The sequence below is a fragment of the Nostoc sp. genome (assembly GCF_036917775.1).
Taxonomy (GTDB): domain Bacteria; phylum Cyanobacteriota; class Cyanobacteriia; order Cyanobacteriales; family Nostocaceae; genus Nostoc.
In genome coordinates, this window is the sequence record NZ_JBALEQ010000024.1 from 114,739 (window position 1) to 138,063 (window position 23,325).

Here is a 23,325-nt window from a genome sequence, read left to right on the forward strand (position 1 = left end):
AAAAAAATGAAGCTACCTGACCTCGATTCACAAACCATCGATCGCATCATTGAGATGGCATGGGAAGATAGAACATCTTTTGATGCGATTGAGGCTCAGTTTGGACTGCTGGAGAAACAGGTAATTGCCTTAATGAGGCGTGAAATGAAAGAATCTAGTTTTCAGATGTGGCGAAAGCGAGTTACCAAACGCAATACAAAGCATTTATCTAAGCGAGAATTTATTGCAGGTCGGTTTAAATCGCACAATCAAAAAACGTAACTAATTGAAAGTAAAATGACGAAAGTTACACTTTACATTGCAGCTAGTTTGGATGGTTATATTGCTCGCAGTGATGGCGGAATTGATTGGCTATCAATCCTTGATATAGACGGAGAAGACTATGGTTATGGTGCTTTCTACGAATCTATTGATGCTATTGTTTTGGGCAGTAATACTTATGAAGTAGGACTGGGTTTTGATGAATGGCCTTATCCGGGGAAGAAATCATTTGTTTTCACCAAACGCCATCTTCAATCTGACCGCGAGGACGTTGTATTTGTTTCTGATACAGTCAAGAACGCTTTGGCAAATATAGAGGCTCAAGGTTTTGAAAATATCTGGCTAGTTGGTGGCGGAGCATTAATCAATTCATTTCTTCAGCACAGCTTGATTGATGAATATATTATTTCAACTATTCCAATTATCTTAGGTGGAGGTATACAGCTTTTCCCACCGCCTATCCCTGAAGAAAAATTGGAACTGATTAACTTAAAACAATATTCTAGCGGTTTACTACAATCACATTATAGGCGAAAAGGGAAGCTTTAAAAATGTACAATTCATAATTATGCTTCAAGTGGTGATAAGTCCGATACTCAAAACTTCGGGAAATTTAAACACCACCTGAAACGTCAATGCCATTATCAGGTATCTGGGAAAAAGCCTTGTTAATCACGAATTAAGTTTAAGCAACCTCAAGAAGCTTCTGAACAGCTTCGCTAAACTGTTCGTAAGGAGAAACTCCCACAATGGTTTCTGCTAAAATGCCATCTTTGAAAATTAAAACTGCTGGAATACTGCGAAGACCGAATTTTTTGAAAATCGGCTTATTCCTGTCAACATCTACCTTAACGACTTTGGCACGGCCTTTGTATTCTTCAGCAAGTTGCTCCATCAAAGGACTTACCAGCCGACAGGGCCCACACCAAGTAGCAGTAAAATCAACAACAACAACTTTCTCTTCACTTCCATTTAAAACAACATCAAATTCACTTTCTTCAACATAATTAACTATCTGAGTATCAGCAGACATTTTTTAATTCCTTAGTATCAAAATAAAATTGCAGCAAAAAGCTCACTATACAAACTATACCTTCTTCTGTCCGTCAGGTTCACCAGCCACCTGTATTGGAAAATCCCCGCTACTGACTTTTGCTCAGTAGCGGGGATTTAATCATCTTATACCTGCTGCGTAGACGTAGCCCGTCGTAGACATTGCACCTACCAACCTACCTAAGCCAAAAACTTCACCTCTTCAGGATGTAGAAGATGTAGGAGCATCATCTCGATCAAACAGTTCTAACAACCCAATGGTGCCTACAAAAAAAGTATAAGTGGCATATTGTATTGGCATCTTTTTTCTTGAAGGTGCATAAAAAGCTGCTATAATAGCTTCGATAAAATGGCACGTCATGGCAAAACGCTCAATCCAAAAAATTGGATTAAGGCTGCTGGGAATATTACTATTAGTTAGTAATACATAAATATTCCATGATTCTAATCCAATTGCGCTGGATATAAGAACTGTAGATATAATTTTTACCATTGTAAAAATTTTTCTCTTTATAAGTTTTAAGTTCATGCTATTCACAAAACAATCGTTGAAAATTCTCTACAAGACTCGATTAAGTAACAGATAAGTTTATCTGTAAGAAGCTACGCAAAAAATATCTCAACCTATTATTTCTCGGTGTTCTCTATGCCTAGCTTTTCTGTTACTCATGCGTAAATCTTAATGTGTGTCATCTAAAATTCACCTTAAGTCAACCAATCTTATATCATGATTTACATTTTTGTAAAAGCCCCTAAAAAAATGGACATGGTGTATTAAGTCTGCCATACCCATAAACACTATGATTAATGAAAATTAATTTACCATATATTTAAAAAATTATAAAAGTGTGGAATAATACATTGATGATAAATTTAGTCGAAATAAGAGTCATAATTCAGAAGCCATAATGGGCTAAACGTCCCGCTACTGCTAACAGAATAAATTCTGTACAACTGGCTGATAGCAAAGCGTAAAGCCTGCGTCATAGCAACTATTAGAGGTTGTTTGAAAAGTGTTTAATTGTGACTTTAAGCACTTTTGATACCGACAAAAGGACTTTTCAAACATCCTTTTAGAGAGTATCTTAATTCTGACTGGAGCTAACTGAAACGTCTTTGCCTTAACTTCTGAATTCTTCTTCAATCCCCCTCTATATCTTGATAAGAAATCTAAACCTATGATTGCTCAACATTCCAACTCAATTCACATTGAAAACGACTTGCTTCAACAAATCCAAATTAAAGAAAATCAGTTAAGAATTGCCCAAGAATCTAATATGATCCATGTAGTAGAAGCACTACAGAGCCAATTATTAAAGTTGCAGTGTCAATTATCAGAGCCGCAAGACGTTGAAGTTCAAGCATTGATGAGTTTGCTAGACGATTAAAATTGTACCTTTTTGTTACAAAGGTTATTTAAAATACAAAAACTCTGTTTATGGAAAGCAGAGCCTAGTTATTGTGGTGCCTGAAAATGCGATTTATGTGCTATAGCTTAAATCTATCTAAGGTATCAGTATCATAAAATCATAATACTTCCGACTTAGATAACATACAGAACTCAGATTTGATTTTTACGAAGCTAGGTAGAACTCAAAGAAGCTTTTTTTCTCTTGCCTATTGCCTCTTGCCTACCCACGTTGCGCGAATAGAAATCAAAGCTGACTGCTATATTAGGGTTTTTGCTGCGTAGGTGGTCTTTTAATCGGCTGTACTGACTGAATCTTAAGAACAGGTTTAATTGAGCGCAGTTGCCTTTGCCTAAGAATTTGAATTTCTCTCTCAATCGAATCTTTTCCTTGTCTAAAAAAGTCTTGAGAATTATATGGAACTAAGTCACGGGACAAACTTTGAGCTTGTGCAGGAGTCAAATTAGGAAGGGGTTGTTCAGCATTGGCAGAAGTTTGTACAGCCAGCAAAAAAGCTGTTGAAACCAACAAGAGTTGGATTCTTATACATTTGGTTAATATCAGGTTTAACATGATTGATACATCTATTGTGTAACTGCTGCTTCAAACCATCTTCTGTTGGTCTTACTATAAGCAAGGTACACTTATTGGCTTGTTAATTACCTCCCGCAAATGGGTGAATTAATCAGTTAAACTACCTTATTAAATATTTTTAACTGGCTAATAGAGGAATATACTTTGATTTTTGTATCCCTCACGGGAGCGTAGCTATACTTACTTGCGTGGGTAGGTAAGAGGCAAGGGGCAATAGAAAGAAGCTTTTTGAGTTGTACGGAGTTTTTTCAAAAATCGAATATGAGTCCCACATTATCCAAAGTGCTAAATAGGAAACAGTTCTGTTAGTTTGGGTCGTACTCTTGGGAATAATACTACTTGGGCGATAGCCTCGATCTATCTCAGTAAAAGTTATGTATTATATGCTTCTTGTCTGTTACAGCTAATACAAAATCATAAAATTGTATTTTATACAGTTATTTTTGTCCAAATTTAGACAATATCAACTGATATATTATCTGAAACATAGTTATTCTAGGTTTTATGCTTGCTAATCGTTAAATTATACAAATGTAATTTACACTAAAGCATATCCGTATTTTAACTGTTGTCTTACCTGTTAATACTTACTTAATATGTAGCACAATCTTTATCTTAGTCATTGTGAAATCTCTTCTACAGACTTACTTAGAACAAGAAATTTGGATATTAGTACGAGAAAAGTGGTATTTCGCCACAATTATTGGAGTTTGGGATGATTTGTTGTGGTTTAAACATAGAACTTACAACAAAGATACAGAAGAGGACACTCTCTGGGAAATGGTTGTAAAAATCAGTGAAGTAGTTGCTATTGATAAAGTTAGGTCTGTTATTAGTAGAAAACCAGACGTGCTGATTTCACGGCTACTAGAAACTGAGCAAGGCACAAACGATCATCATCAAGATCATGAACATTAATTAGCTTAATAGTAAAAATACTTACTTGTCTCCTAACATTAACTGATGAAACTTGAGACAAGCGGTATAAATCAGTAAGCTAATGAGAATAAAGATATTCGCACAACGGAGGTTTAATAATAATCTGATAGACTATCTTAAATTTGAAATTATAAAAGCTGGTAGCCCAGGGCTGATAACTAAATATGAGTGAAGCCTTATTCTGTATCGAAAATCTGCGAGTTGCCTATCCTCAACGGAGTGGAGAAGAGGCAAGCTGGGCGGTTGATGATGTATCTTTCACCTTGCAACCAGGTGAAAGAATGGGATTGGTGGGAGAGTCAGGTTGTGGTAAGTCAACTATCGGACGGGCAGTAATGCGTTTACTACCAGCCTCTAGTTGTGTTGAGGGAAAGGTGACATTTCAAGGACAGTCGGTGCTTGACTTGATGCCTAACCAGTTGCGGAAATTTCGAGGAGAGGCGATCGCACTAATTTTTCAAGATCCCATGACACGCCTCGATCCGTTGATGACGATTGGTAAGCATTGTATCGAAACTCTTCAGGCGCACTCACCAGAATTATCAACGCGGGAAGCCAAAGAAAAAGCACTTGCTACTTTGGCGAAGGTGAATATCCCCGCTACTCGCTGGAATCAGTACCCCCACGAATTTAGCGGTGGAATGCGCCAACGGGTTGCGATCGCTTTAGCTTTACTCCTCAACCCCAAGTTAATTGTTGCCGATGAACCCACCACCAGTTTAGATGTCACCGTCTCCGCGCAGATATTGCAAGAATTAACTCGCCTGTGCGGTGAAGAAAACATGGGATTGTTGCTGATTTCTCACGATTTAGCAATGGTGGCTGAGTATTGCGATCGCATTGGCGTGATGTACCAGGGCAAAATGGTTGAAATGGGTTCTACAGAAACCGTCTTTAGACAACCTCAACATGAATACACGCGATCGCTCTTAAAAGCAGCTTTACACATTCAAGCAGTAAACGATGATGGAGAATTGATAATTGCCAACGACTCAGAAAAGCAATTACCGATTATTAATCAGCAATCTCCAATTTTGAGTATTACAGAACTCAAGCAATACTACACCATAGAACCTAACTTTATCGAACGACTGTTTAACACACAAGCGCAGACAATTAAAGCAGTAGATGGTATCAATCTGGATATTTATCCAGGAGAAATTCTCGGCTTAGTCGGTGAATCAGGTTGCGGTAAAAGCACACTATCACGAACAATCCTGCAACTAATTCGTCCCACCAGTGGCAAAGTTAAATTTTTAGGACAAGATTTAACTACACTGTCACCTCAAGAAATTCGCTCCTCACGGCGACAAATCCAAATGGTTTTTCAAGATCCTCATGCTTGTCTCAATCCAGCGATGACTGTGGGACAAAGTATCGCCGATCCTTTATTTATCCACAATTTAGCCACTCCTGTTAAGGCAAAAGAACAGGTTTTGTGGATGCTAGAGAAAGTTGGGTTAACACCCTCAGAAGTATATTATGAGCGTTATCCATCAGATTTATCTGGGGGACAACAGCAAAGAGTTGCGATCGCTCGTGCTTTAATTACTCACCCTAAACTTTTGATTTGCGATGAACCTGTGAGTATGTTAGACGCTAGCGTGCAGTCGCAAGTGCTAGATTTGATGTTGCAATTAAAAGAAGAATTTGAGTTAACTTATCTGTTTATCACTCACGATCTCTGGTTAGCTAGATTTTTGTGCGATCGTATTGCCGTGATGAATGGTGGCAAAATTGTCGAACTCGGTTTGACAAAAACTATTTTTGCCAATCCTCAGCACCCTTATACCAAAACACTACTAGCTTCTGCCCCTTTACTAGCACGCGCTTAACTCAAAAAAGTGAGGAGTTATGAATTACTAACTCCTGTACAGACGCGATTAATCGCGTCTCTCCTAACTCCTAACTCCTAACTCTCTTCACTCCCCTTAAGTAATTTAGTTGCTTCTCCACTCGAACCATATAGTTCAACGAATCTTTTAAATAGCAATGCAGTATCGTGATTTGAAGCCCTGTTTAAGTGGAATAAACGCCCTATATTTTTATCCGCTAAAGCTCTTAGATACGGCAAATCTTCAAATAGTGTCAAACAAGAAGCAAAATGCAATATTATTTGTAATAATGGCTTTGGCCACTCTAAGTCACTATATATATCTATAAAGAACTGATGTTCTGAGTCATTTAACGGAAAAGCATTAAATAAAACAATTATCCTTTTGTTATTGTAAACTGGAATACTCAATTCAACAGTGTAGGGAGTATGTAATATTAAATCTACCTCCACAATCGGTTGTCGCCAAATTCTCAAAGGATTAGCTGGCGAGTCTAATATTGTTTGGAATTTGATTATTCCACCAGTGCTGGTGGGCTGAAATTGACTAATTTGGAAAATTTTCAGATTATTAAGGCTAAAATTATGAACTGTTTCTAAATGCTTTAAGTTCAATAAATGATAAATTTGGCAAAGATAAGGAAACGGTAAAATATACTCCTGGCTAATCATGTGGAGCTTTTTTACTTGAAGCTTATTAGCTTGAGTGCGAGCGAGATATTCTTGATATTGGCTGGGCCCTAAATCATTGCTGTTAAAGCTTTCGTTAGGTTTGAGATATAGCCAACTCACAAAAAAGAAAGAAGCTGTAAATAGCTGGAATATTTCTATATATGATAAATAGCCATCAGCAAATGCAGCTATACTTCTATCGGTTATTCCAAAAAGCCAAGATGGAATACCAAACATCCAGATATTACTTTTAATTTGATCTATAAAAAGCGCTATTTCAACATTTGAGACATTCTTGCTTTGATTTCCACTTAATTTATCATTGTTTTTTAGACAATTAGTAAACATAATTGTTTTGATTTTACTGAAATTCTAGTAATCCATAAAAACTATTTATATGAATATTAAATACTCTTCAATAGTTATAACCTCTGTCTTTAGCTATATATACAAGTTGTATTTATTTCTATCCATTTAAAAAAATTTCTCATGAGTATGGCTAAAAAATTCAATCCCTGATTAGATGTAATACTAAATCCTACGCATATCCCAATTCCTTGTAAGTCTTGCTCTTAAAGGATTTAATATTGTGTTCTCTGATTTATGTATAAATTAAAATGAACAAAATTGCTAAAATCTTTCTACTAGCTGAGTACAAAAAATTAAATTATCTCACTTTCTCAAAAGTGGTATATAGATAGATAAAAAGTTTGTTTTTCCTGACATGAGAAGCTTCTCTAAGTATCGCAGTGTGAAAAAATCAAACTATGTAAATATAAATAGGATGGCTCTATCTACTGAGGTAACAGAGATATAGGCGCTTGTATAGCAATCCTAGATTAATTGTGAAAATTTGCGATGTCTAGATCCCCGACTTCTCAAAGAAGTCGGGGATCTAATTTTTCAGGAATGATTTAGGAATTATATATATCAAAAGAGTATTTATAACTAGTCAGAAAGACAAAATTATGTAAAGCCCAGAACTGTGGACGTAGTACATAAGGTTGATAAATCGAATCAGAAATAATAATTTCTTCTGTATTAGTTCCGCCCAGTTTCGCCTGAGAACCTTTAATGCTCAGTATCTAAAAAATAAAATAATTTATCTATTTGATGCCAAGCTATCTGGGGGAATATAACGAAACTCCAGTGAGGTTAAGCAATGGTTAATCAGACATACACAGTTGATGTCTTAGTTGTCGGTGGAGGAACCGGAGGCACTGCGGCTGCTATCCAAGCGGCGCGACGGGGAGCTAAAACGATTTTGGTGAGTGAATTTTCTTGGTTGGGGGGAATGCTAACCTCGGCTGGGGTGTCTGCACCCGATGGCAATGAATTAGAAGTCTTTCAAACGGGTTTATGGGGTGCGTTTTTGCAGGAATTGCGGCAACGGCAGCCCGGAGGATTAGATAACAGCTGGGTAAGCTTTTTTAGTTACGATCCTGGAATTGGGGCAGAGATTTTTGCAGACTGGGTGCAGGAATTGCCAAATCTGCACTGGATTTCTGGACAAGTGCCTTTAGAAGTCTTCCGGCAAGGTGATTCTATTACTGGTGTACGCTTTGCTGATTTTGCTGTCACAGCCAAAATTATTCTCGACGGTACAGAATTAGGAGATTTATTAGCTTTAGCTGAGATACCTTACCGTTGGGGTTGGGAATTGCAATCTGAGTGGGGAGAACCAAGCGCCCCAGTAGATTTTAACTCTTTCACCCAGAAATATCCTGTGCAAGCGCCCACTTATGTAGTGATTATGCAAGACTTTGGTGATGCAATTGCACCAGAAATTCCAGCTGTCCCTAACTATAATCCATCTCAGTTTACAGATGCTTGGGATGGCTATGGAGCAGAGACATTTTTGAATTATGGACGTTTGCCTGGTAATCGATTCATGATTAATTGGCCAATCTGTGGCAATGACTACGGCCAAGGAGTAGGGCGGCTGATAGAGTCAGATGTGTCCAGAGGTGAATTCATCCAAGAATCTCGCTGGCATAGCCAAAATTTTGCCCATTTTATCCAAAATCAGCTTGGTCGTCGCTATGGTTTAGCAGAAAAAGTATTTCCTCACGCCTCTACAGCTTTTGCACTGCATCCCTATTATCGGGAAAGCCGCCGCTTATTGGGACTAAGTACTGTCCGAGAACAGGATATTTTGCCGATTGCCGGGGGAAGAGTTGCATCTATATTTAATGATGCAATCGCAGTTGGTAACTACGCCAATGACCATCATTATCCTGGTGTTCAATTCCCACTGCAACCAAAATCTATCCGTTGGGGCGGACGTTGGACTGGGACACCCTTTACAATTCCCTACAGTTCCCTAATTCCAGCCACAACAGATGGTTTCTTGGTTTGTGAAAAGAATATTTCTGTCTCTCACATTGCCAATGGCGCTACCAGATTACAACCTGTAGTTATGGGCATTGGTCAAGCAGCAGGTATGGCGGCGGCGATATGTGTTGAGTTAGACTGTCAGCCGAGGCATTTACCTGTTAGATCACTGCAAACAGCTTTATTAGAGGATAATCATTCAAAAACAGCAATTATTCCTTTATTTAATCTTCCACCCAATCGTTCGGATTGGCTGCACTGGCAACTGTATTACTTAAATAACCCACAAGCCTATCCAGTTAGTGGTTATTGCCCTTGCCCATCGGAGAATGAGTACCCTAACTCTGCTTTTGATAAGGCATTAATTCGGGAAAGTAACTGTTTCAAAGGCATTTTCTCCCGCTTGGAACAACAGGAATACAGATTTGCTGTCACAGCGCCAGCCGCATATCAAGGGCAAAATTGGCCGCTTGTGACTTTGCGATCGCATATCGACGAGCAATTACGCGCTTACCCCCACGAACAATTAGTTACATTGTGGGGTCGTCATAATCACTTTGGCAATTGGTTATTAGTCGAACATTTAAACGGAGGATAAGAAGAGTTTATTTTCAGTAAAACAGAATACTTTTTGATGAATTGTCCGGATATTAATCAAAAAGCTAAGTATCAGTGAAGTGGAGAGTTCCAAAATAGACATTTGCTATGCGTGCTGCCATTTCACTTTTAATATCGAGTCTGGTGTTCGGCCCCTTAGCTTCTAACTGCCAAGCAATGGTCAATCACTTATCAACTGGGCTACTTTCCACGCCTACTTCGGAACAGTGGCTCTCGGCAGCATCTGAACAAAATCCAGATGATGCGCCACGTCATCGCGGTAGTGGGCGTAGGGAAGTGACACAAAAATTCAAAAATACCTATGTTGTGGTTTAACCACCGTAGGATAATGCCTGTTCTTCCAAAAGAACCAAAACTAAAGTTCCAGAAAACACGATGTTGTGCCAACATATTTGACACAGCTTTTGTGATAGAGATATATACAGTTGACACACGAAAATCTTCAGCGATCGCTTAGTATTTCAACTGCAAGCTTTGTATATCATCATTAGTTGGTCTTTTAATCCTGGCGATCAAAACGCAAATAAAATTAAGTGTCTTGATCAGCAGCATTAACAACTCCAAAAGCTACATAACTGTTGCTTATATTCTGTGGGAAGCTCTGCGTCTCAATCCTTAACGGCTCTAGAAATAGATGTTATTTAGACTATCAGTTAATCTAAAGCACGTCTAATTCAAACATTTTGCTTGTTAAGGAAATAGTCTTAAGGCAACTTCACTCACTTTATTCCCCAATATCTTTTCTTCTCATACATTGAGTAGCTGGTTTCTATATGAGCAACTAATGGGTCTTCACTTCGACGCGTGTTTAGCGTCCTTTACCTAAGCATAAAATCCCTTTCGTTCCATTTGAGCTTATCTAGGACATGGATTCGCACAAGTAGTATAGATTTATTGCACTTGGCAACAAATATTACTATTTATAACCTACTCTTGCACCCTAGTTCGTCCTCCTCGCAGATGGTTTTCTACAAAATAAATATTAAGAAGTATCTGCTAGAGCATCTCACTCATCTTAATTATTCTACACCCAATGACAGATGCAAAATTTTGCATCTGTCCTTTTTAGGTAAAGTTTCCTTAAAGAAAAGGCAATGAAAAGGTATTGTTTCAAGCTGGCTTATGAGCAATGAAATACTTGCTCATAAAATGGGCTTGTATCTCAATATTCTCAAAGCCTACTCTCTGTAAACGCTCTACCAAGTTATCGGTGGTGTAATGCTTGTAATAGGGTTCATGGAAAGTTTCAGGAAAAGAGTCCATCACATATTCCAACTCAGGTGAATCATTCAACTGAATGGAGTCACAGATAATAAAGACTCCACCTGGTTTTGTTACCCGGAAGCATTGCTCAATAACTGTCTGACGTACAGATGCTGGTAACTCATGGAAGAGAAAAACAGAAGTTACAGCATGAAAATAATCATCTACATAAGGTAACTCTTCGGCATTACCTTGCAAAAGTTGCGGTAGTTCTCCTGGGATTTGAGATAGTAGTTCATTTGCTTTCCGCAAATAAGCTGGTGACAAATCTGTGCCAAACAGAGATGCTTGAGGCAAGGCTGCCCGAATTAACTTTAAAGTCCGCCCAGTTCCACAAGCTACATCCAAAATACGGACTTGCTTTGGTGTAACCGAATCAAAAGCTTTCAGTCCTTGCTTGAGAGGAGCGAGAATTCGCCGCCGCATCGCATCAGTTGCCCCACCAAAAAGAATTTCTACTTGTAAGTCATATAAATTGGCTGACAAGTCACTTAAATAGCCATTGCTTTGGTGATGGAAGTTCTGCACGTAGTAGCTGGGATAACCATCTGTGTCAATTTCGGGCGAAAAATCTTGATAATTCTGTTGTTTAACCCGCTCCCAGATTTGAGCAGAATCTAGCCACACCAAAGGATAGTAGGAAAAAAAGTCTTGCCAGGGATTATCAAATAATAGACTTTCCGGGTAGACACCTTTTTGGGCATCTTGCCAGTCTGTTTCGAGCAGCTGGTTCAATCTCTGTTGAAGCTTGACTAAAAGCTCATTTGGGATGGGTTTGGTCTTTTGTTCAAGTGTCGGATACACCAGGTTCCTCAACTGTGAACTTAATATCTTGTGAGCCAGACCAAAGTAATTTTTACCCTGCTGAAAGGTTTGATAAGTCAGCTTAGTTAAACTCTCAGGCATAAAAATAGCTTAAGTTTTGATTACTTCTATGTAAATAATTGTAACGAAAAAATTACCTACTGTTGGAACAGTAAAAGCTCCCAGGGAAGACAAACTTGAAGCCAGATGATTTTAGCCATTAAAGATAGATTGAGGAAGATTTTTCCAGCTTTGGGGACAAATGGCTAATATTGTCAGCAAAGCAAAACATAAATTTATGTAAAAAGTAGCTTATGTTACAGAATTTTTGTTATATTAGTCTTGTAAGAAACCAAAAATTATATATTCACAAAATAGAGAGGACTATGGTTATGTCTATCGCAGATAAATCTCGTGCATTAATGGTGCGTGAACATCAACAAGTCAAAAATCGCCAACAATCAATGCTGATGCGGGCTGCACAAGAATTAGGTCTTCCTGAAGAAGTATCTCACTACTGGAACCCAATTCAAGGGAAGGTAGATGCTAGTAGTCGGATGATTTATGGCCCCAGCCATGCTTCTATGAGCTAACTTTCAAGAGTTTTAAGCTGGATTTTTTGAGTGAATATCTCAAGTGACAACTCTGGAAAAAAAGCCACCCTTTACTCTAGGGTGGCAAAACTTATTTTTAATTAGATACGATTCTTAATTTAATTAATTAAGCATCGTAGTAAAGATAAAACTCGTAGGGATGAGGACGTAGTTGCAACTGTTTAACTTCATTACCTAGCTTGTAGTCAATCCAATTTTCGATAAAGTCTTCCGTGAAAACGCCTGATTCGGTCAAGAAGGCGTGATCTTTTTCCAATGCTTGCAACGCCAATTCTAAAGAACCTGGAGTTGAAGGAACCTTTGCCAGTTCTTCTGGAGAGAGTTCATAGATATTCTTATCTAAGGGTTCACCAGGATGGATTTTGTTCTTGATGCCATCAATACCAGCACAAAGCATTGCAGCAAATGCCAAGTAGGGGTTAGATGTAGCATCTGGACAACGGAATTCTAGACGCTTGGCTTTGGGGTTAGTGCCAGATAGAGGAATACGTATAGAAGCAGAACGGTTTCCTTGGGAGTAAGCCAAATTCACTGGTGCTTCATAACCAGGTACTAAGCGCTTGTATGAGTTAGTGCTAGGGTTGGTAATTGCTAACAGCGCTGGTGCGTGTTTGAGAAGACCACCAATGTAGTACAACCCCATATCGCTCAAACCAGCATACTTATCACCTGCAAACAGAGGTTGGCCGTCTTTCCAAATGGACTGGTGACAGTGCATTCCTGAACCGTTATCGCCAAAAATCGGTTTTGGCATGAAGGTGACGGTTTTGCCATATTTTTTAGCAACGTTCTTGATGACATATTTGTAAATCATCAACCAGTCGGCCGCTTCGATCAACTTGCCAAACTTGAAACCTAGTTCGCACTGACCACCAGTTGCAACTTCGTGGTGATGCTTTTCAATGGGCACACCTAATTCTGCCATTGTCAATAGCATCTCTGTACGAATATCTTGAAAAGAATCCGTTGGTGCGACTGGAAAGTAACCTTCTTTAAAGCGTGGTTTGTAACCCAAGTTGGGTTTTTCATCTGTACCGGCTTTACCAGAATTCCAAGCACCTTCTTCGGAGTCTAAGAAGTAGTAGCCTTCGTTAGCAGTTTGGGCAAATCTAGCACTGTCAAAGATAAAGAACTCAGCTTCAGGGCCAAAGAAAGCTGTGTCACCAAGACCAGTAGAAACCAGGTAATCTACTGCTTTTTGGGCAATAACACGTGGGCAACGATTGTACCATTCACCCGTGCGGGGTTCCTTAATACTACAAATTATACTTAGTGTTGGCACTTCCATGAATGGGTCGATCCAAGCAGTGTTGGGGTCGAGTACCATCGTCATGTCTGATTCGTTGATCGCTTTCCAACCCCTGATGCTGGAACCATCAAATGGTACGCCATCAGTGAACGCAGTCTCATCGATTTGGTTTTGGTACAGTGTGAGGTGCTGCCAAGTCCCTACTGTGTCGATGAATTTGAGATCAATCAGTTGAATTTTTTCATCTTGAATTTTCTTCAAGAGTTCTTGTGGTGTAGTCATTGTTACTCCTTCTCTACCAATTTCCTAAAGTCAACCAGAATCTTACATTGCATCCTAACCCTGCTGATCTCAATCAGACCGTGACACACCAGAAATATCTTAAATAGTAGACATTAGCGGATTTTGTAGCTTATGTTACAGATATCTGGATTATCAGGTTATATTAACCTTTCAGCGCTCATCTGTACAAAACTGGAAAGTTCATCATATAGGGGTCAACTTTGGCATAGAATCCTTAAATAGTGGATAGATTGTTTTTGTGCCGAATCTATTTTAAATAGCACAAAAATTTACTGGTGCGTAAGTGCAGCCAAATAAATATCAAACCATAAATAGCAAGGATTGGGAGAAAAAAGAATGCGCGATGCGGTAACAAGTTTAATTAAGAATTATGACTTAGCTGGTCGGTATTTTGACCGGAATGCGATCGATAGCCTAAAGTCTTACTTTGACAGTGGTACAGTCCGAGTCCAAGCGGCGGCGGCGATAAATTCTAATGCGGCTGCACTTGTCAAGCAGGCGGGTTTGAAGTTATATGAAGAACTGCCAGAATTGATTCGCCCCGGTGGAAATTCCTATACAACTCGTCGTTATGCAGCTTGTCTGCGCGATATGGACTACTACCTGCGCTATGCCACCTATGCGCTAGTTGCTGGAAACACCAATGTATTGGATGAACGAGTGCTACAAGGGCTACGGGAAACTTACAATTCTCTAGGCGTGCCTATTGGGCCTACAGTTCGCGGTATCCAAATTCTCAAGGATCTGATTAAAGAGCAAGTAGCGGCCGCAGGTGTGGTTAATACTGCTTTTGTGGATGAACCATTTGATCACATCACACGCGAGTTGAGCGAACAGGATATTTAGCATCTAGCCTTGGTGACTAAAAATCGCGGAACTATACAAACAAAGTTTGCGTAAGCATACTTTACAGACATCGCACTTTGGCTTGATTGGCAAGGTGCGTTTACTTTTCTTAAAGCAAAAAACTATTTGTCGTCTCACAAATTAATTGCATTACAAGGAAAGCAAGTACTGGAAAAATTTTATACCAGCTCGTATGATATTTTTTATTGATATAAATAATTTTTGGCAACAGTTATATGAGTATTAATGATCTAGAATTTCTACACGGCGCGGCTTTTCTTCGACTACTGAAAGGAACATCTGATATCTCTATTAGTTATTTATCTTATATTCATTCATCTCTTTATACTATAAAAAGCTCAAATCAAGAATCAGCGATTCTATTTAAAATATCAAAAAAACCGACTTCTTCATGGTCATTTAGCTTCAGTTCACAGGAAGAAAATGCGCTGACAACATTTCGTGAAAATTATCCTGATGTCAAACTTTTTATAGCATTGATATGTCATCGGGATGGCGTTTGTTGTCTATCAGAAAAACAACTATGGACAATTATTGATCCTAGTGAGGGTTTAGCCAAGCAGCGTGTTTCTGTAAAAAGAGAACTAAGAGGGAGTTATTATGTTAAAGGTACGGGAAGAGTTCCCTTAGAGCAGACAGTCCCTCAAAGTAATTGGCCTGACGTAATTTTATCAATATCAAATAACCTATGATACCCACTCAGATTGAAACTAATGGCGATTGTATTGACAGATTGATTAAGAGATTAGAGAAAAAAATCGGAGAAAGAGAAGCGAATCAACTTAAAGAAACTGCTATTGAAATAGTCCAAAATTGTGTCGGAGTTTACTCAGATAATTTTGGTAATGGTGATGTAGGGAAAAATAGTACAGGTTTAGTGAGCCAACCTTATAAAGGAAAAGACGCTATTCCTAATGGGACAACTGGACTTATTTATGGACGAGTTCAAAGTGGTAAAACTAACACAACTATTGCAACTTTAGCACTGGCTCACGAAAATAATTTTCGTTGTTTTATTATTTTAACATCTGATAATACATGGTTAGGAAAACAAACGGCTAATCGTTTTAATAATCAAGTTCAAGGAGGCCCTGTTTTCTTTGATTGGGAAGCATGGAAACAAGACCCCGATGCTTTTGCAGAAACTAAAGTTGCACCTTATATCAAAGATACAGGTGTTGTATTAGTTTCTACAAAAAATGGTCATCACTTGGATAATTTACTGAAGGTTTTAAAAGCAGCAAAAGTTAAAGGTGTTCCTACCTTAATTTTTGATGATGAAGCGGATAACGCTAGTTTAAATACGAATGAATCTAAACAAGCTAAAAAAGGAAAAGATGGAATTGATGATAGTAAAATTTTTGAGACGATAGGTCAAATTCGTCAAGAGGTTGCTAATCATATTTATATTCAAATCACAGCGACTCCTCAAAGTTTATTATTACAAAAGCTCTCTCAGCCTTGTAAGCCACAATTTTGTGCCGCATTACCAGAGCCAGGAGATAGTTATATGGGAGGAGAGTTATTTTTTGCTGAGAACAGTAACTACTCCTGTGTTGTAGATGCTGGAGAAATCAACGAGCTGAAGAAACAAAAAGGTGCAATAAATCCGGGGAATAAATGGATAATTCCTGAAGGATTAAGACTTGCACTTTGTTGCTTCTTCTTAGGTTCAACCTATAAAATGTTATCTTCTGGAAAAGAAGATGAGAAATATTCTTTTCTTGCTCATGTTTGTTATAAACAAGATATTCATAGTGTATTAGAAAAGGTCATTAGTCAATTTGTAATTAATTTAGATCAAGCAATTCGAAAGAAGAGTTCAGATACAGAAAATAAGCAAGCCCAAAAATGGTTAGAGCAAGCTTATAACGAGCTCAAGAAAACTGCTGATAATTTACCTCCAATTACTGATCTTATAGATGAATTAAAAATCCAGCTAAGACACGCAATTCCTAAAATAATTAATGCAAATAACCCCGAAAAAGAACCTAACTACAATCCAGGTATGAATATATTAATCGGAGGAAATAGATTAGGTAGAGGTGTGACAATTGATGGTTTAATGGTAACTTATTATGGGCGTGATGCAAAACAAAAAGTAATGGATACGGTTCATCAACACGCTCGAATGTATGGTTATCGTTCCCAATTAAAAGATGTGACTCGCCTCTTTTTACCAGAACATATACTAGACGCTTTTCGTTCTATTCATGAAGCAGATGAAGCGATGCGTCAAGCAATTGGAGATGATATTCATAATATTAAACTTCAGCCTGTTTGGATAGGAGGAAATCTAAAACCAACTCGTTCTAATGTTTTAGATCCTTCATTAATTGATGTATTAGTACCAGGTTCATTAGTTTTTCCTCAAAGTCCAGCCTATAAAAAAGATGAAATCGAGGATAATTTCAAAGAAATTGAGAACCTTTTAATAAATTACCAAGATAATAATCAATATCATGAAGTTGATATAGACTTTATCATTAAAATACTCAATTATACAAAAAGTCATTATATCCTCTCAGAAAAATGGGAAGATAAACGTATTATCAAAGGATTAACAGATATAAAATCAAAGGGTATGACAAAGGGTCGTTTAAATGTTCGTAGAGGTGAAAGAAATAATAATCAAGGATTAGATATGACGAGAAAAGACCCTTTTGAGTGGATGTTTGGCTTCGGCTCGGGTAGGTGGTCATTAGAGGCTAAAGAAAAATATCCCGATGTGCCAACGTTAATTATTTGTTATCAAAAAGGTGAAAAAATCAAGAAATGGGATGGTCATCCTATATATCTACCTATGTTAGTTTTACCTAAACAAAAATTTGTTTTAATGTTTAATTATGATGAGGATAAATAGGTGATATTTTGAATTAGCGATCGCACCTCTGTAAAATAGTTTTGCTAGATTAAAGCTGTGTTTTTGGAGCTATCTTTCGACTAATGCCAGCCAGAGACATCTACCACACGGCAGTTATTAAAGCTCTTGTAGCAGATGGTTGGACAATAACCAACGATCCCTTATACCTTGCATACGGGGGTAGAGAACTTTACGTAGATATTGGAGCAGAAAGAGTTACCATTGCTGCTGAGAGGGATAATCAAAAAATAGCTGTTGAAATCAAAAGTTTTCTGAGTCCTTCTCCCGTGAATGACCTCCAGGAAGCTGTAGGACAGTATGAAGTTTATCGCAGCGTGCTTAAAGAACTACAACCAAAACGCCAACTTTATTTAGCAGTTCCCAAGCGAGTTTACGAAGGTATATTTTCCGAACGCTTTGGTCAGCTAATTCTTAATAGTATAGGAATAAACCTAATTGTCTTTGACGAGCAACTAGAGAGGATTATCAGATGGATAAGCTAGCTCGGTATCGTGAAATTATTCGTCAGTTGATATTTGACTACGCTACTCACAAACCTGCTAATGGTCAAATAGAGACTGAAGCTGTCATTGACTCGGAGCGAGACCACTACGAAGTATTACATATCGGTTGGGATGGCGTGCGCCGCGTACATGGTTCGGTGGTACATATAGATATTATTAATGATAAAGTATGGATTCAATATGATGGTACTTCGCAGCCAGTGGCAGAGGCATTATTAGAAGCGGGTATTTTGCGCGAAGATATTGTTTTGGGTTTTCATCCTCCTGAACTACGGCAATATACGGATTTTGCTGTATATTAATTACCCACATTTATTTATGGAGATTCCTCCTGTATACTTGCCGCCGCTCCTCGACTCGCTAGCGATGCGCTATCTTGCATCCTTCAATCAAAGCGGATCGCTAGAATAAACCATTTTCAAAAATTAGTTATTCTATAGCAAATTGCTTGATACATCAGCCAACCAATGTATCAAGCAACTTGATACTTGAAAATAAAAGTATTGTAATTCCTTACATAATTGGTAGAATCACCATATTCTTGATGAAGAATGTGAGGTTTATTGGTGTTTGCAACTAGTTAGATGTAATCATCCGGTATGATAAACACTATATAACTGTATTCCCATCAGTTATCTGTAGATTTAGCGGAGGAAATGGAATGAGTTTGTGGCAACACCCACTGAAAAGATTACAAGCGATTGCTGAACATGGAACATATCGGTTCAGACTAAATTCGCTTAAAGGTTTTGTATCACTCTTTTTAGTAGGGACTGTATTGAGTGTGGCGCTTGCCGCCTGCTCTGGTGGAGGAACTGGGAATACTTCTTCTGAAACCCCTAATGCTAGCGCTACTCCTGTGGCTGCAAACAAAGATAGTGTTGAACTAACTCTGGTTTCCTTTGCTGTCACCAAAGCGGCTCACGAAGCAATTATTCCTAAATTTGTAGAACAGTGGAAGAAAGATCATAACCAAACTGTCGTCTTTAAGCAAAGCTATGGCGGCTCTGGTTCTCAAACTCGCGCTGTTATCGATGGCTTGGAAGCAGATGTCGTCCACTTGGCACTAGCTGGAGACACTTCAAAGATTGAAAAGGCTGGATTGATTCAGCCAGGATGGGAGAAAGAAGTTCCCAACAACGGTATTGTCTCCAAATCAGTTGCAGCATTAGTAACTCGTTCCGGCAATCCTAAAGGCATCAAAAACTGGCAAGATTTAGCTAAAGACGGTGTAAAACTAATTACTGCTAACCCCAAAACTTCAGGTGTTGCTAAGTGGAATTTCTTAGCGCTATGGGATTCTGTGATTAAAACAGGTGGCGATGAGGCTAAAGCTACTGAATTTGTGACTAAAGTGTACAAAAATGTACCAATATTGCCTAAAGATGCACGGGAAGCTACTGATACATTTGCCAAGCAAGGGCAGGGAGATGTCTTAATCAACTACGAAAATGAAGTGATTTTGGCACAGCAAAAGGGCGAGAAAGTTGATTATGTCATTCCCGATGTAAACATATCCATCGACAATCCGATCGCAGTGGTAGATAAGAATGTCGATAAGCATGGAACCCGCGAAGTTGCTGAAGGTTTTGTGAAATACCTCTATAGTCCAGAAGCACAGCAAGAGTTTGTCAAATTAGGATTCCGTCCTGTGGATGAGACTTTAGCTCAAACTAAAGAAGTCACAGACAAATTTCCCAAGGTGAAAACTTTGGGTACAGTTGCAGACTTCGGTGGTTGGAGTGCAATCGATAAGAAGTTTTTCGCCGATGGGGGCGTGTTTGATAAGATTCAAGCCCAAAAATAAACGGTAATTAAGTAATTCGTAATTCGTAATTCGTAATTCGTAGTGATGACACCACAATATTGTTTTATCGAAAATTAAAATTAGTTGGAATGTCTTTGATTTACGAATTAGCAATTACGAATACTGGTAAAAAACTTCTTGTGAAATTTAAATTTTGAATTCTTGACTATGACGACTGTATCTTCTTCTTTGGAAGTTGAGCGCAAAACACCATTCTGGAAGAAATTGCGGCGGGTTCCCTGGACTTGGCGAATCACCATAGCATACCTGACAGTGATGTTGTTTATCCCCATAATTGCCATGTTCCTGAAAGCGAGTACGGAACCTCCGGCGAGATTTTGGGCGATCGCAACCAGTGATATCGCATTAGCCACCTATAATGTAACTTTTGTCACAGCAATATTTGCTGCCTTACTCAATGGCGTATTTGGTACCCTAATTGCTTGGGTTCTGGTGCGTTACGACTTTCCCTTAAAACGCTTGATTGATGCCACAGTAGATTTACCCTTTGCACTGCCAACTTCGGTAGCAGGGCTAACCCTAGCAACAGTTTACAGCGATAATGGCTGGATAGGCTCGCTACTAGCACCACTGGGAATTAAGGTAGCTTTTACCCGCACGGGAGTAGCGGTGGCAATGATATTTATCTCACTACCCTTTATTGTGAGAACTGTGCAACCCGTACTTCAGGAAATGGAACATGAAATTGAAGAAGCTTCTTGGTGTTTGGGCGCTTCTCAATGGCAGACCTTCTGGAAAGTAATTTTGCCACCTTTATTTCCGACAATTTTAACTGGTGTTGCCTTGGGTTTCTCCCGTGCAGTTGGGGAATATGGGTCAACTGTAATTATCTCTTCTAATACGCCCTATCAAGATTTGATCGCACCTGTGCTGATTTTCCAACGGTTAGAGCAGTATGACTATTCGGGTGCAACAGTAATTGGCATAGTTTTACTATCAATTTCGTTGGTATTGCTATTGGCAATTAATTTCTTACAAGCATGGGCAAGGAGATATGACACTAGATAAGCCAAGTTTTCATTCATCTGTATCTGATACATATACAGCCAAGCCGAAAGAACAGAAGAGTTGGGTGCCAATAGTTTTAATTGGTATAGCGATCGCTTATTTAGCTTTAGTTCAATACATCCCTGCAATCAACGTTTTTGTTCAAGCCTTCAGCAAGGGAGTTGGGCCATTTCTATCCAACCTGACGCGACCAGCTTTTCTCCATGCAGCTTGGCTGACACTGTTGCTGGCTGTAATTTCTCTGCCTTTGAATACAGTATTTGGGTTATGTGCAGCTTGGGCGATCGCTCGTCATAAATTTCCTGGACGCGCCATAGTTTTAAGCATTATTGACCTGCCCTTTTCCATCTCACCCGTAGTTGCAGGATTAATGATTGTGCTACTTTACGGACGCAATGGGTGGTTTGGCCCTTGGCTCCAGGCACATGATATCAAAATAATCTTTGCCTTTCCAGGTATGGTGCTGGCTACAGCCTTCGTGAGTATGCCCTTTGTGGCGCGGGAAGTGATTCCCGTTTTAGAGGAATTTGGTAAGGATCAAGAAGAAGCTGCTAGAACTCTAGGTGCGAAAGATTGGCAGATATTTTGGCGTGTCACCTTACCTAGCATCCGTTGGGGCTTACTCTATGGTTTAATTTTGACCAATGCCAGAGCAATGGGTGAATTCGGGGCAGTTTCGGTGGTATCTGGCAACATTGCTGACCAAACCCAGAGCTTACCACTGTTTGTAGAAGATGCTTACAAACAGTATGAAACCGAAGCTGCTTTCTCTGCGGCTGTATTGTTAGCATTGCTAGCAGTAGTAACTTTGGTGCTTAAAGAGATTTTAGAACGGAAAACCCGCATCAAAGATGTTGAATAGTTAGGTTTTGGGCATGGGGCATTGGGCATTGGTTATTCATCTTTGTTTCCCTCCACCCCTCTGCCCCCATTCACCTCTACGGCTATTAACTAATTATGTCTAGTAACACACCTACCAATAAACGGATTCGACTCAGAATTCCCAAGGACTATCACCAGGAACCTGTGATTTCTCGCCTAGTGTCTGACTACAATCTGACTGTGAATATCACAGCAGCCATTCTAGGAGCCAATGCTGTCGGGGATGGTTGGTTTGACCTTGAATTACAAGGAACAGATGCACAAATTCAGAGCGGACTAACCTATCTCCATGATTTGGAATTAGAAGTCTGGGATGATACTAAAGCAACCGATTGGTAAAGTATTTTGATTGCTATTCCCTAATTCAGGATTTTGGGGAACGGCACTACAGATAAAAACCTCCTATATTTGAATTTACCCACCAGCCAAAGAGGGATTTAACTCTATTAAAACTATTAGACATAGTATTTGTAACAGTATTGACTGATTCGGCAATTGATCATTAACGATATTTATTAAGGCGATCGCTCGCACCATCAGATCGACATTTTAGGCGTATGCGATCGTCAGACAACGCGCTTAACATCAATCCAGCATATTTTACGTGAATTTACCCATTGCTTTTTTGCATTCTTCGTGGGAATCTCCTTTACATAATATAAATACGTTAAAACGATAGAGATGCCGTGGTTTAATAAGAGCCAAAAAGATGAAAATTTCTATAAGGCTGACATTCAATTAGGCAAAGTTGAGTTCTAGGGGCGCGGCATCAGCAAGATTCTCTGTCGAACTAAAAAATTGCCTAGGCATTGCTATTGGGAATTAATCTGATGTCTCAGAGTAAATCTGTAGAACCTGCTTCAGTCCACAGCCGCATTCTCGTACCTCAGAGGTATAACAGGCAACCTGTAATTTCGCGGCTGGTGTCTCGTTATGGTTTAACCGTCAATATCAAAGCAGCATCACTGACATCCGATAGTGACAGCGATGGCTGGTTTGATTTGGAACTTTCGGGAAATCCCCAAAAACTGACAAATAGCCTATCTTACTTGCAAGGATTGGGAGTGAATTTACTGGAATTAGCGATCGCTAACCACATTCAATCTAACCAGCACTCTTTACCTTTCCCAAATCTAGCTAGCAAACTGAGTCCCAAAGATTCTGCATTCCTGACAAATCAATGGCAAGAACAATTCCAGCAATGGATTTCTCTGGGTCAAACTAATCGATTGCGCTTGCAACTGTGTGTCTTAAAATCTTATTACAAAGAGCCGGTGATTTCTGAGCTAGTTTCTCGTTATGGATTAACTGTAAGAGCCTGTCAAGAAACAACTTTTACAAGTTTTAGAGAATATTGAGGGTTGGTGAGATAGTGTAATTCCATTCGCCATGAAATTCATGTGGCG

Annotated in this window: 24 protein-coding genes; 18 read left to right on the forward strand and 6 right to left on the reverse strand. The window is 39.0% G+C overall.

All coding sequences use genetic code 11. The features are described 5' to 3' along the window. Positions 1 to 6 precede the first annotated feature (6 nt). Together V7K69_RS04285 and V7K69_RS04290 are read left to right on the forward strand one after the other, a co-directional pair. Positions 7 to 261 (forward strand): TIGR03643 family protein, encoded by a 255-nt coding sequence (locus V7K69_RS04285; protein ID WP_335031722.1) that lies wholly within the window; start codon positions 7 to 9, stop codon positions 259 to 261. Positions 262 to 276: 15 nt separating this feature from the next. Beyond that, positions 277 to 810: a dihydrofolate reductase family protein gene (locus V7K69_RS04290; RefSeq protein WP_335031724.1), complete on the forward strand. Its 534-nt coding sequence runs from the start codon at positions 277 to 279 to the stop codon at positions 808 to 810. A gap of 136 nt (positions 811 to 946) precedes the next feature. On the opposite strand, the gene trxA is transcribed toward V7K69_RS04290, so the two are convergent. Both trxA and V7K69_RS04300 read right to left on the reverse strand, forming a co-directional pair. Next, positions 947 to 1,294, reverse strand: coding sequence for a thioredoxin (gene trxA, locus V7K69_RS04295; protein ID WP_335031726.1), 348 nt, complete (start codon positions 1,292 to 1,294; stop codon positions 947 to 949). Positions 1,295 to 1,516: 222 nt separating this feature from the next. Further along, positions 1,517 to 1,843 carry a hypothetical protein gene (locus tag V7K69_RS04300; RefSeq protein WP_335031776.1) on the reverse strand — a complete coding sequence of 109 codons (327 nt, stop codon included), beginning with the start codon at positions 1,841 to 1,843 and terminating at the stop codon, positions 1,517 to 1,519. Between the two features lie 649 nt (positions 1,844 to 2,492). On the opposite strand from V7K69_RS04300, the gene V7K69_RS04305 reads away from it, so the two are divergent. Continuing rightward, positions 2,493 to 2,702 carry a hypothetical protein gene (locus tag V7K69_RS04305; RefSeq protein ID WP_335031728.1) on the forward strand — a complete coding sequence of 70 codons (210 nt, stop codon included), beginning with the start codon at positions 2,493 to 2,495 and terminating at the stop codon, positions 2,700 to 2,702. 285 nt (positions 2,703 to 2,987) lie between these two features. Here the strand turns inward: V7K69_RS04305 and V7K69_RS04310 are convergent, their stop codons facing one another. After that, a complete protein-coding gene (locus tag V7K69_RS04310) occupies positions 2,988 to 3,296 on the reverse strand; it encodes a hypothetical protein (RefSeq protein ID WP_335031730.1) in 309 nt (102 codons plus the stop codon). A 645-nt stretch (positions 3,297 to 3,941) separates the two neighbouring features. Here V7K69_RS04310 and V7K69_RS04315 point away from each other — a divergent pair. Both V7K69_RS04315 and V7K69_RS04320 read left to right on the forward strand, forming a co-directional pair. After that, positions 3,942 to 4,235: a hypothetical protein gene (locus tag V7K69_RS04315; RefSeq protein WP_114080534.1), complete on the forward strand. Its 294-nt coding sequence runs from the start codon at positions 3,942 to 3,944 to the stop codon at positions 4,233 to 4,235. A 185-nt stretch (positions 4,236 to 4,420) separates the two neighbouring features. Then, the gene (locus V7K69_RS04320) at positions 4,421 to 6,091 is read left to right on the forward strand and encodes an ABC transporter ATP-binding protein (protein ID WP_335031733.1); all 1,671 of its coding nucleotides are present in this window, start codon (positions 4,421 to 4,423) and stop codon (positions 6,089 to 6,091) included. Between the two features lie 77 nt (positions 6,092 to 6,168). Here V7K69_RS04320 and V7K69_RS04325 read toward each other — a convergent pair whose 3' ends face one another. Continuing rightward, entirely contained in the window at positions 6,169 to 7,110 is a 942-nt protein-coding gene (locus V7K69_RS04325; RefSeq protein WP_335031735.1) for a hypothetical protein, read from the reverse strand. An 814-nt stretch (positions 7,111 to 7,924) separates the two neighbouring features. Between V7K69_RS04325 and V7K69_RS04330 the strand changes: the two genes are divergently transcribed. Next, complete coding sequence (locus V7K69_RS04330; RefSeq protein ID WP_335031737.1) at positions 7,925 to 9,694, forward strand: FAD-dependent oxidoreductase; 1,770 nt, start codon at positions 7,925 to 7,927, stop codon at positions 9,692 to 9,694. 107 nt (positions 9,695 to 9,801) lie between these two features. Continuing rightward, positions 9,802 to 10,029, forward strand: coding sequence for a heterocyst-inhibiting protein PatX (patX, locus tag V7K69_RS04335; protein ID WP_335031739.1), 228 nt, complete (start codon positions 9,802 to 9,804; stop codon positions 10,027 to 10,029). A 795-nt stretch (positions 10,030 to 10,824) separates the two neighbouring features. On the opposite strand, the gene V7K69_RS04340 is transcribed toward patX, so the two are convergent. Beyond that, on the reverse strand, positions 10,825 to 11,883 hold the full coding sequence (locus tag V7K69_RS04340) for a class I SAM-dependent methyltransferase (RefSeq protein ID WP_335031741.1): 1,059 nt from the start codon (positions 11,881 to 11,883) through the stop codon (positions 10,825 to 10,827). A 290-nt stretch (positions 11,884 to 12,173) separates the two neighbouring features. Here V7K69_RS04340 and V7K69_RS04345 point away from each other — a divergent pair, with 290 nt between their 5' ends. Then, positions 12,174 to 12,374, forward strand: coding sequence for a hypothetical protein (locus V7K69_RS04345; RefSeq protein WP_012411649.1), 201 nt, complete (start codon positions 12,174 to 12,176; stop codon positions 12,372 to 12,374). 127 nt (positions 12,375 to 12,501) lie between these two features. On the opposite strand, the gene glnA is transcribed toward V7K69_RS04345, so the two are convergent. After that, positions 12,502 to 13,926, reverse strand: a complete 1,425-nt coding sequence (gene glnA, locus V7K69_RS04350) for a type I glutamate--ammonia ligase (RefSeq protein WP_335031743.1) — start codon at positions 13,924 to 13,926, stop codon at positions 12,502 to 12,504. Between the two features lie 357 nt (positions 13,927 to 14,283). Here glnA and apcB point away from each other — a divergent pair, with 357 nt between their 5' ends. The 10 genes from apcB to V7K69_RS04400 all read left to right on the forward strand — a co-directional run bounded on the left by apcB (position 14,284) and on the right by V7K69_RS04400 (position 23,277). Then, positions 14,284 to 14,793 carry an allophycocyanin subunit beta gene (gene apcB, locus V7K69_RS04355; protein ID WP_185586508.1) on the forward strand — a complete coding sequence of 170 codons (510 nt, stop codon included), beginning with the start codon at positions 14,284 to 14,286 and terminating at the stop codon, positions 14,791 to 14,793. A 236-nt stretch (positions 14,794 to 15,029) separates the two neighbouring features. Next, the gene (locus V7K69_RS04360) at positions 15,030 to 15,506 is read left to right on the forward strand and encodes a hypothetical protein (RefSeq protein WP_335031745.1); all 477 of its coding nucleotides are present in this window, start codon (positions 15,030 to 15,032) and stop codon (positions 15,504 to 15,506) included. Further along, on the forward strand, positions 15,503 to 17,677 hold the full coding sequence (locus V7K69_RS04365) for a Z1 domain-containing protein (protein ID WP_335031747.1): 2,175 nt from the start codon (positions 15,503 to 15,505) through the stop codon (positions 17,675 to 17,677). The genes V7K69_RS04360 and V7K69_RS04365 overlap by 4 nt, the downstream gene beginning before the upstream one ends. A gap of 83 nt (positions 17,678 to 17,760) precedes the next feature. Continuing rightward, positions 17,761 to 18,180 carry an element excision factor XisH family protein gene (locus V7K69_RS04370; RefSeq protein ID WP_335031749.1) on the forward strand — a complete coding sequence of 140 codons (420 nt, stop codon included), beginning with the start codon at positions 17,761 to 17,763 and terminating at the stop codon, positions 18,178 to 18,180. Next, positions 18,168 to 18,503: a XisI protein gene (locus V7K69_RS04375; RefSeq protein ID WP_335031751.1), complete on the forward strand. Its 336-nt coding sequence runs from the start codon at positions 18,168 to 18,170 to the stop codon at positions 18,501 to 18,503. The genes V7K69_RS04370 and V7K69_RS04375 overlap by 13 nt, the downstream gene beginning before the upstream one ends. A gap of 359 nt (positions 18,504 to 18,862) precedes the next feature. Then, entirely contained in the window at positions 18,863 to 20,008 is a 1,146-nt protein-coding gene (locus tag V7K69_RS04380; RefSeq protein WP_335031753.1) for a sulfate ABC transporter substrate-binding protein, read from the forward strand. A 168-nt stretch (positions 20,009 to 20,176) separates the two neighbouring features. Further along, the gene (cysT, locus tag V7K69_RS04385) at positions 20,177 to 21,037 is read left to right on the forward strand and encodes a sulfate ABC transporter permease subunit CysT (RefSeq protein WP_335031755.1); all 861 of its coding nucleotides are present in this window, start codon (positions 20,177 to 20,179) and stop codon (positions 21,035 to 21,037) included. Further along, positions 21,024 to 21,899, forward strand: coding sequence for a sulfate ABC transporter permease subunit CysW (cysW, locus tag V7K69_RS04390; RefSeq protein WP_335031757.1), 876 nt, complete (start codon positions 21,024 to 21,026; stop codon positions 21,897 to 21,899). Before cysT ends, cysW begins: the two co-directional genes overlap by 14 nt. 92 nt (positions 21,900 to 21,991) lie before the next feature. Further along, positions 21,992 to 22,258 (forward strand): NIL domain-containing protein, encoded by a 267-nt coding sequence (locus V7K69_RS04395; RefSeq protein ID WP_335031778.1) that lies wholly within the window; start codon positions 21,992 to 21,994, stop codon positions 22,256 to 22,258. Positions 22,259 to 22,749: 491 nt separating this feature from the next. Further along, on the forward strand, positions 22,750 to 23,277 hold the full coding sequence (locus V7K69_RS04400; RefSeq protein ID WP_335031759.1) for an NIL domain-containing protein: 528 nt from the start codon (positions 22,750 to 22,752) through the stop codon (positions 23,275 to 23,277). Positions 23,278 to 23,325: the final 48 nt, after the last annotated feature.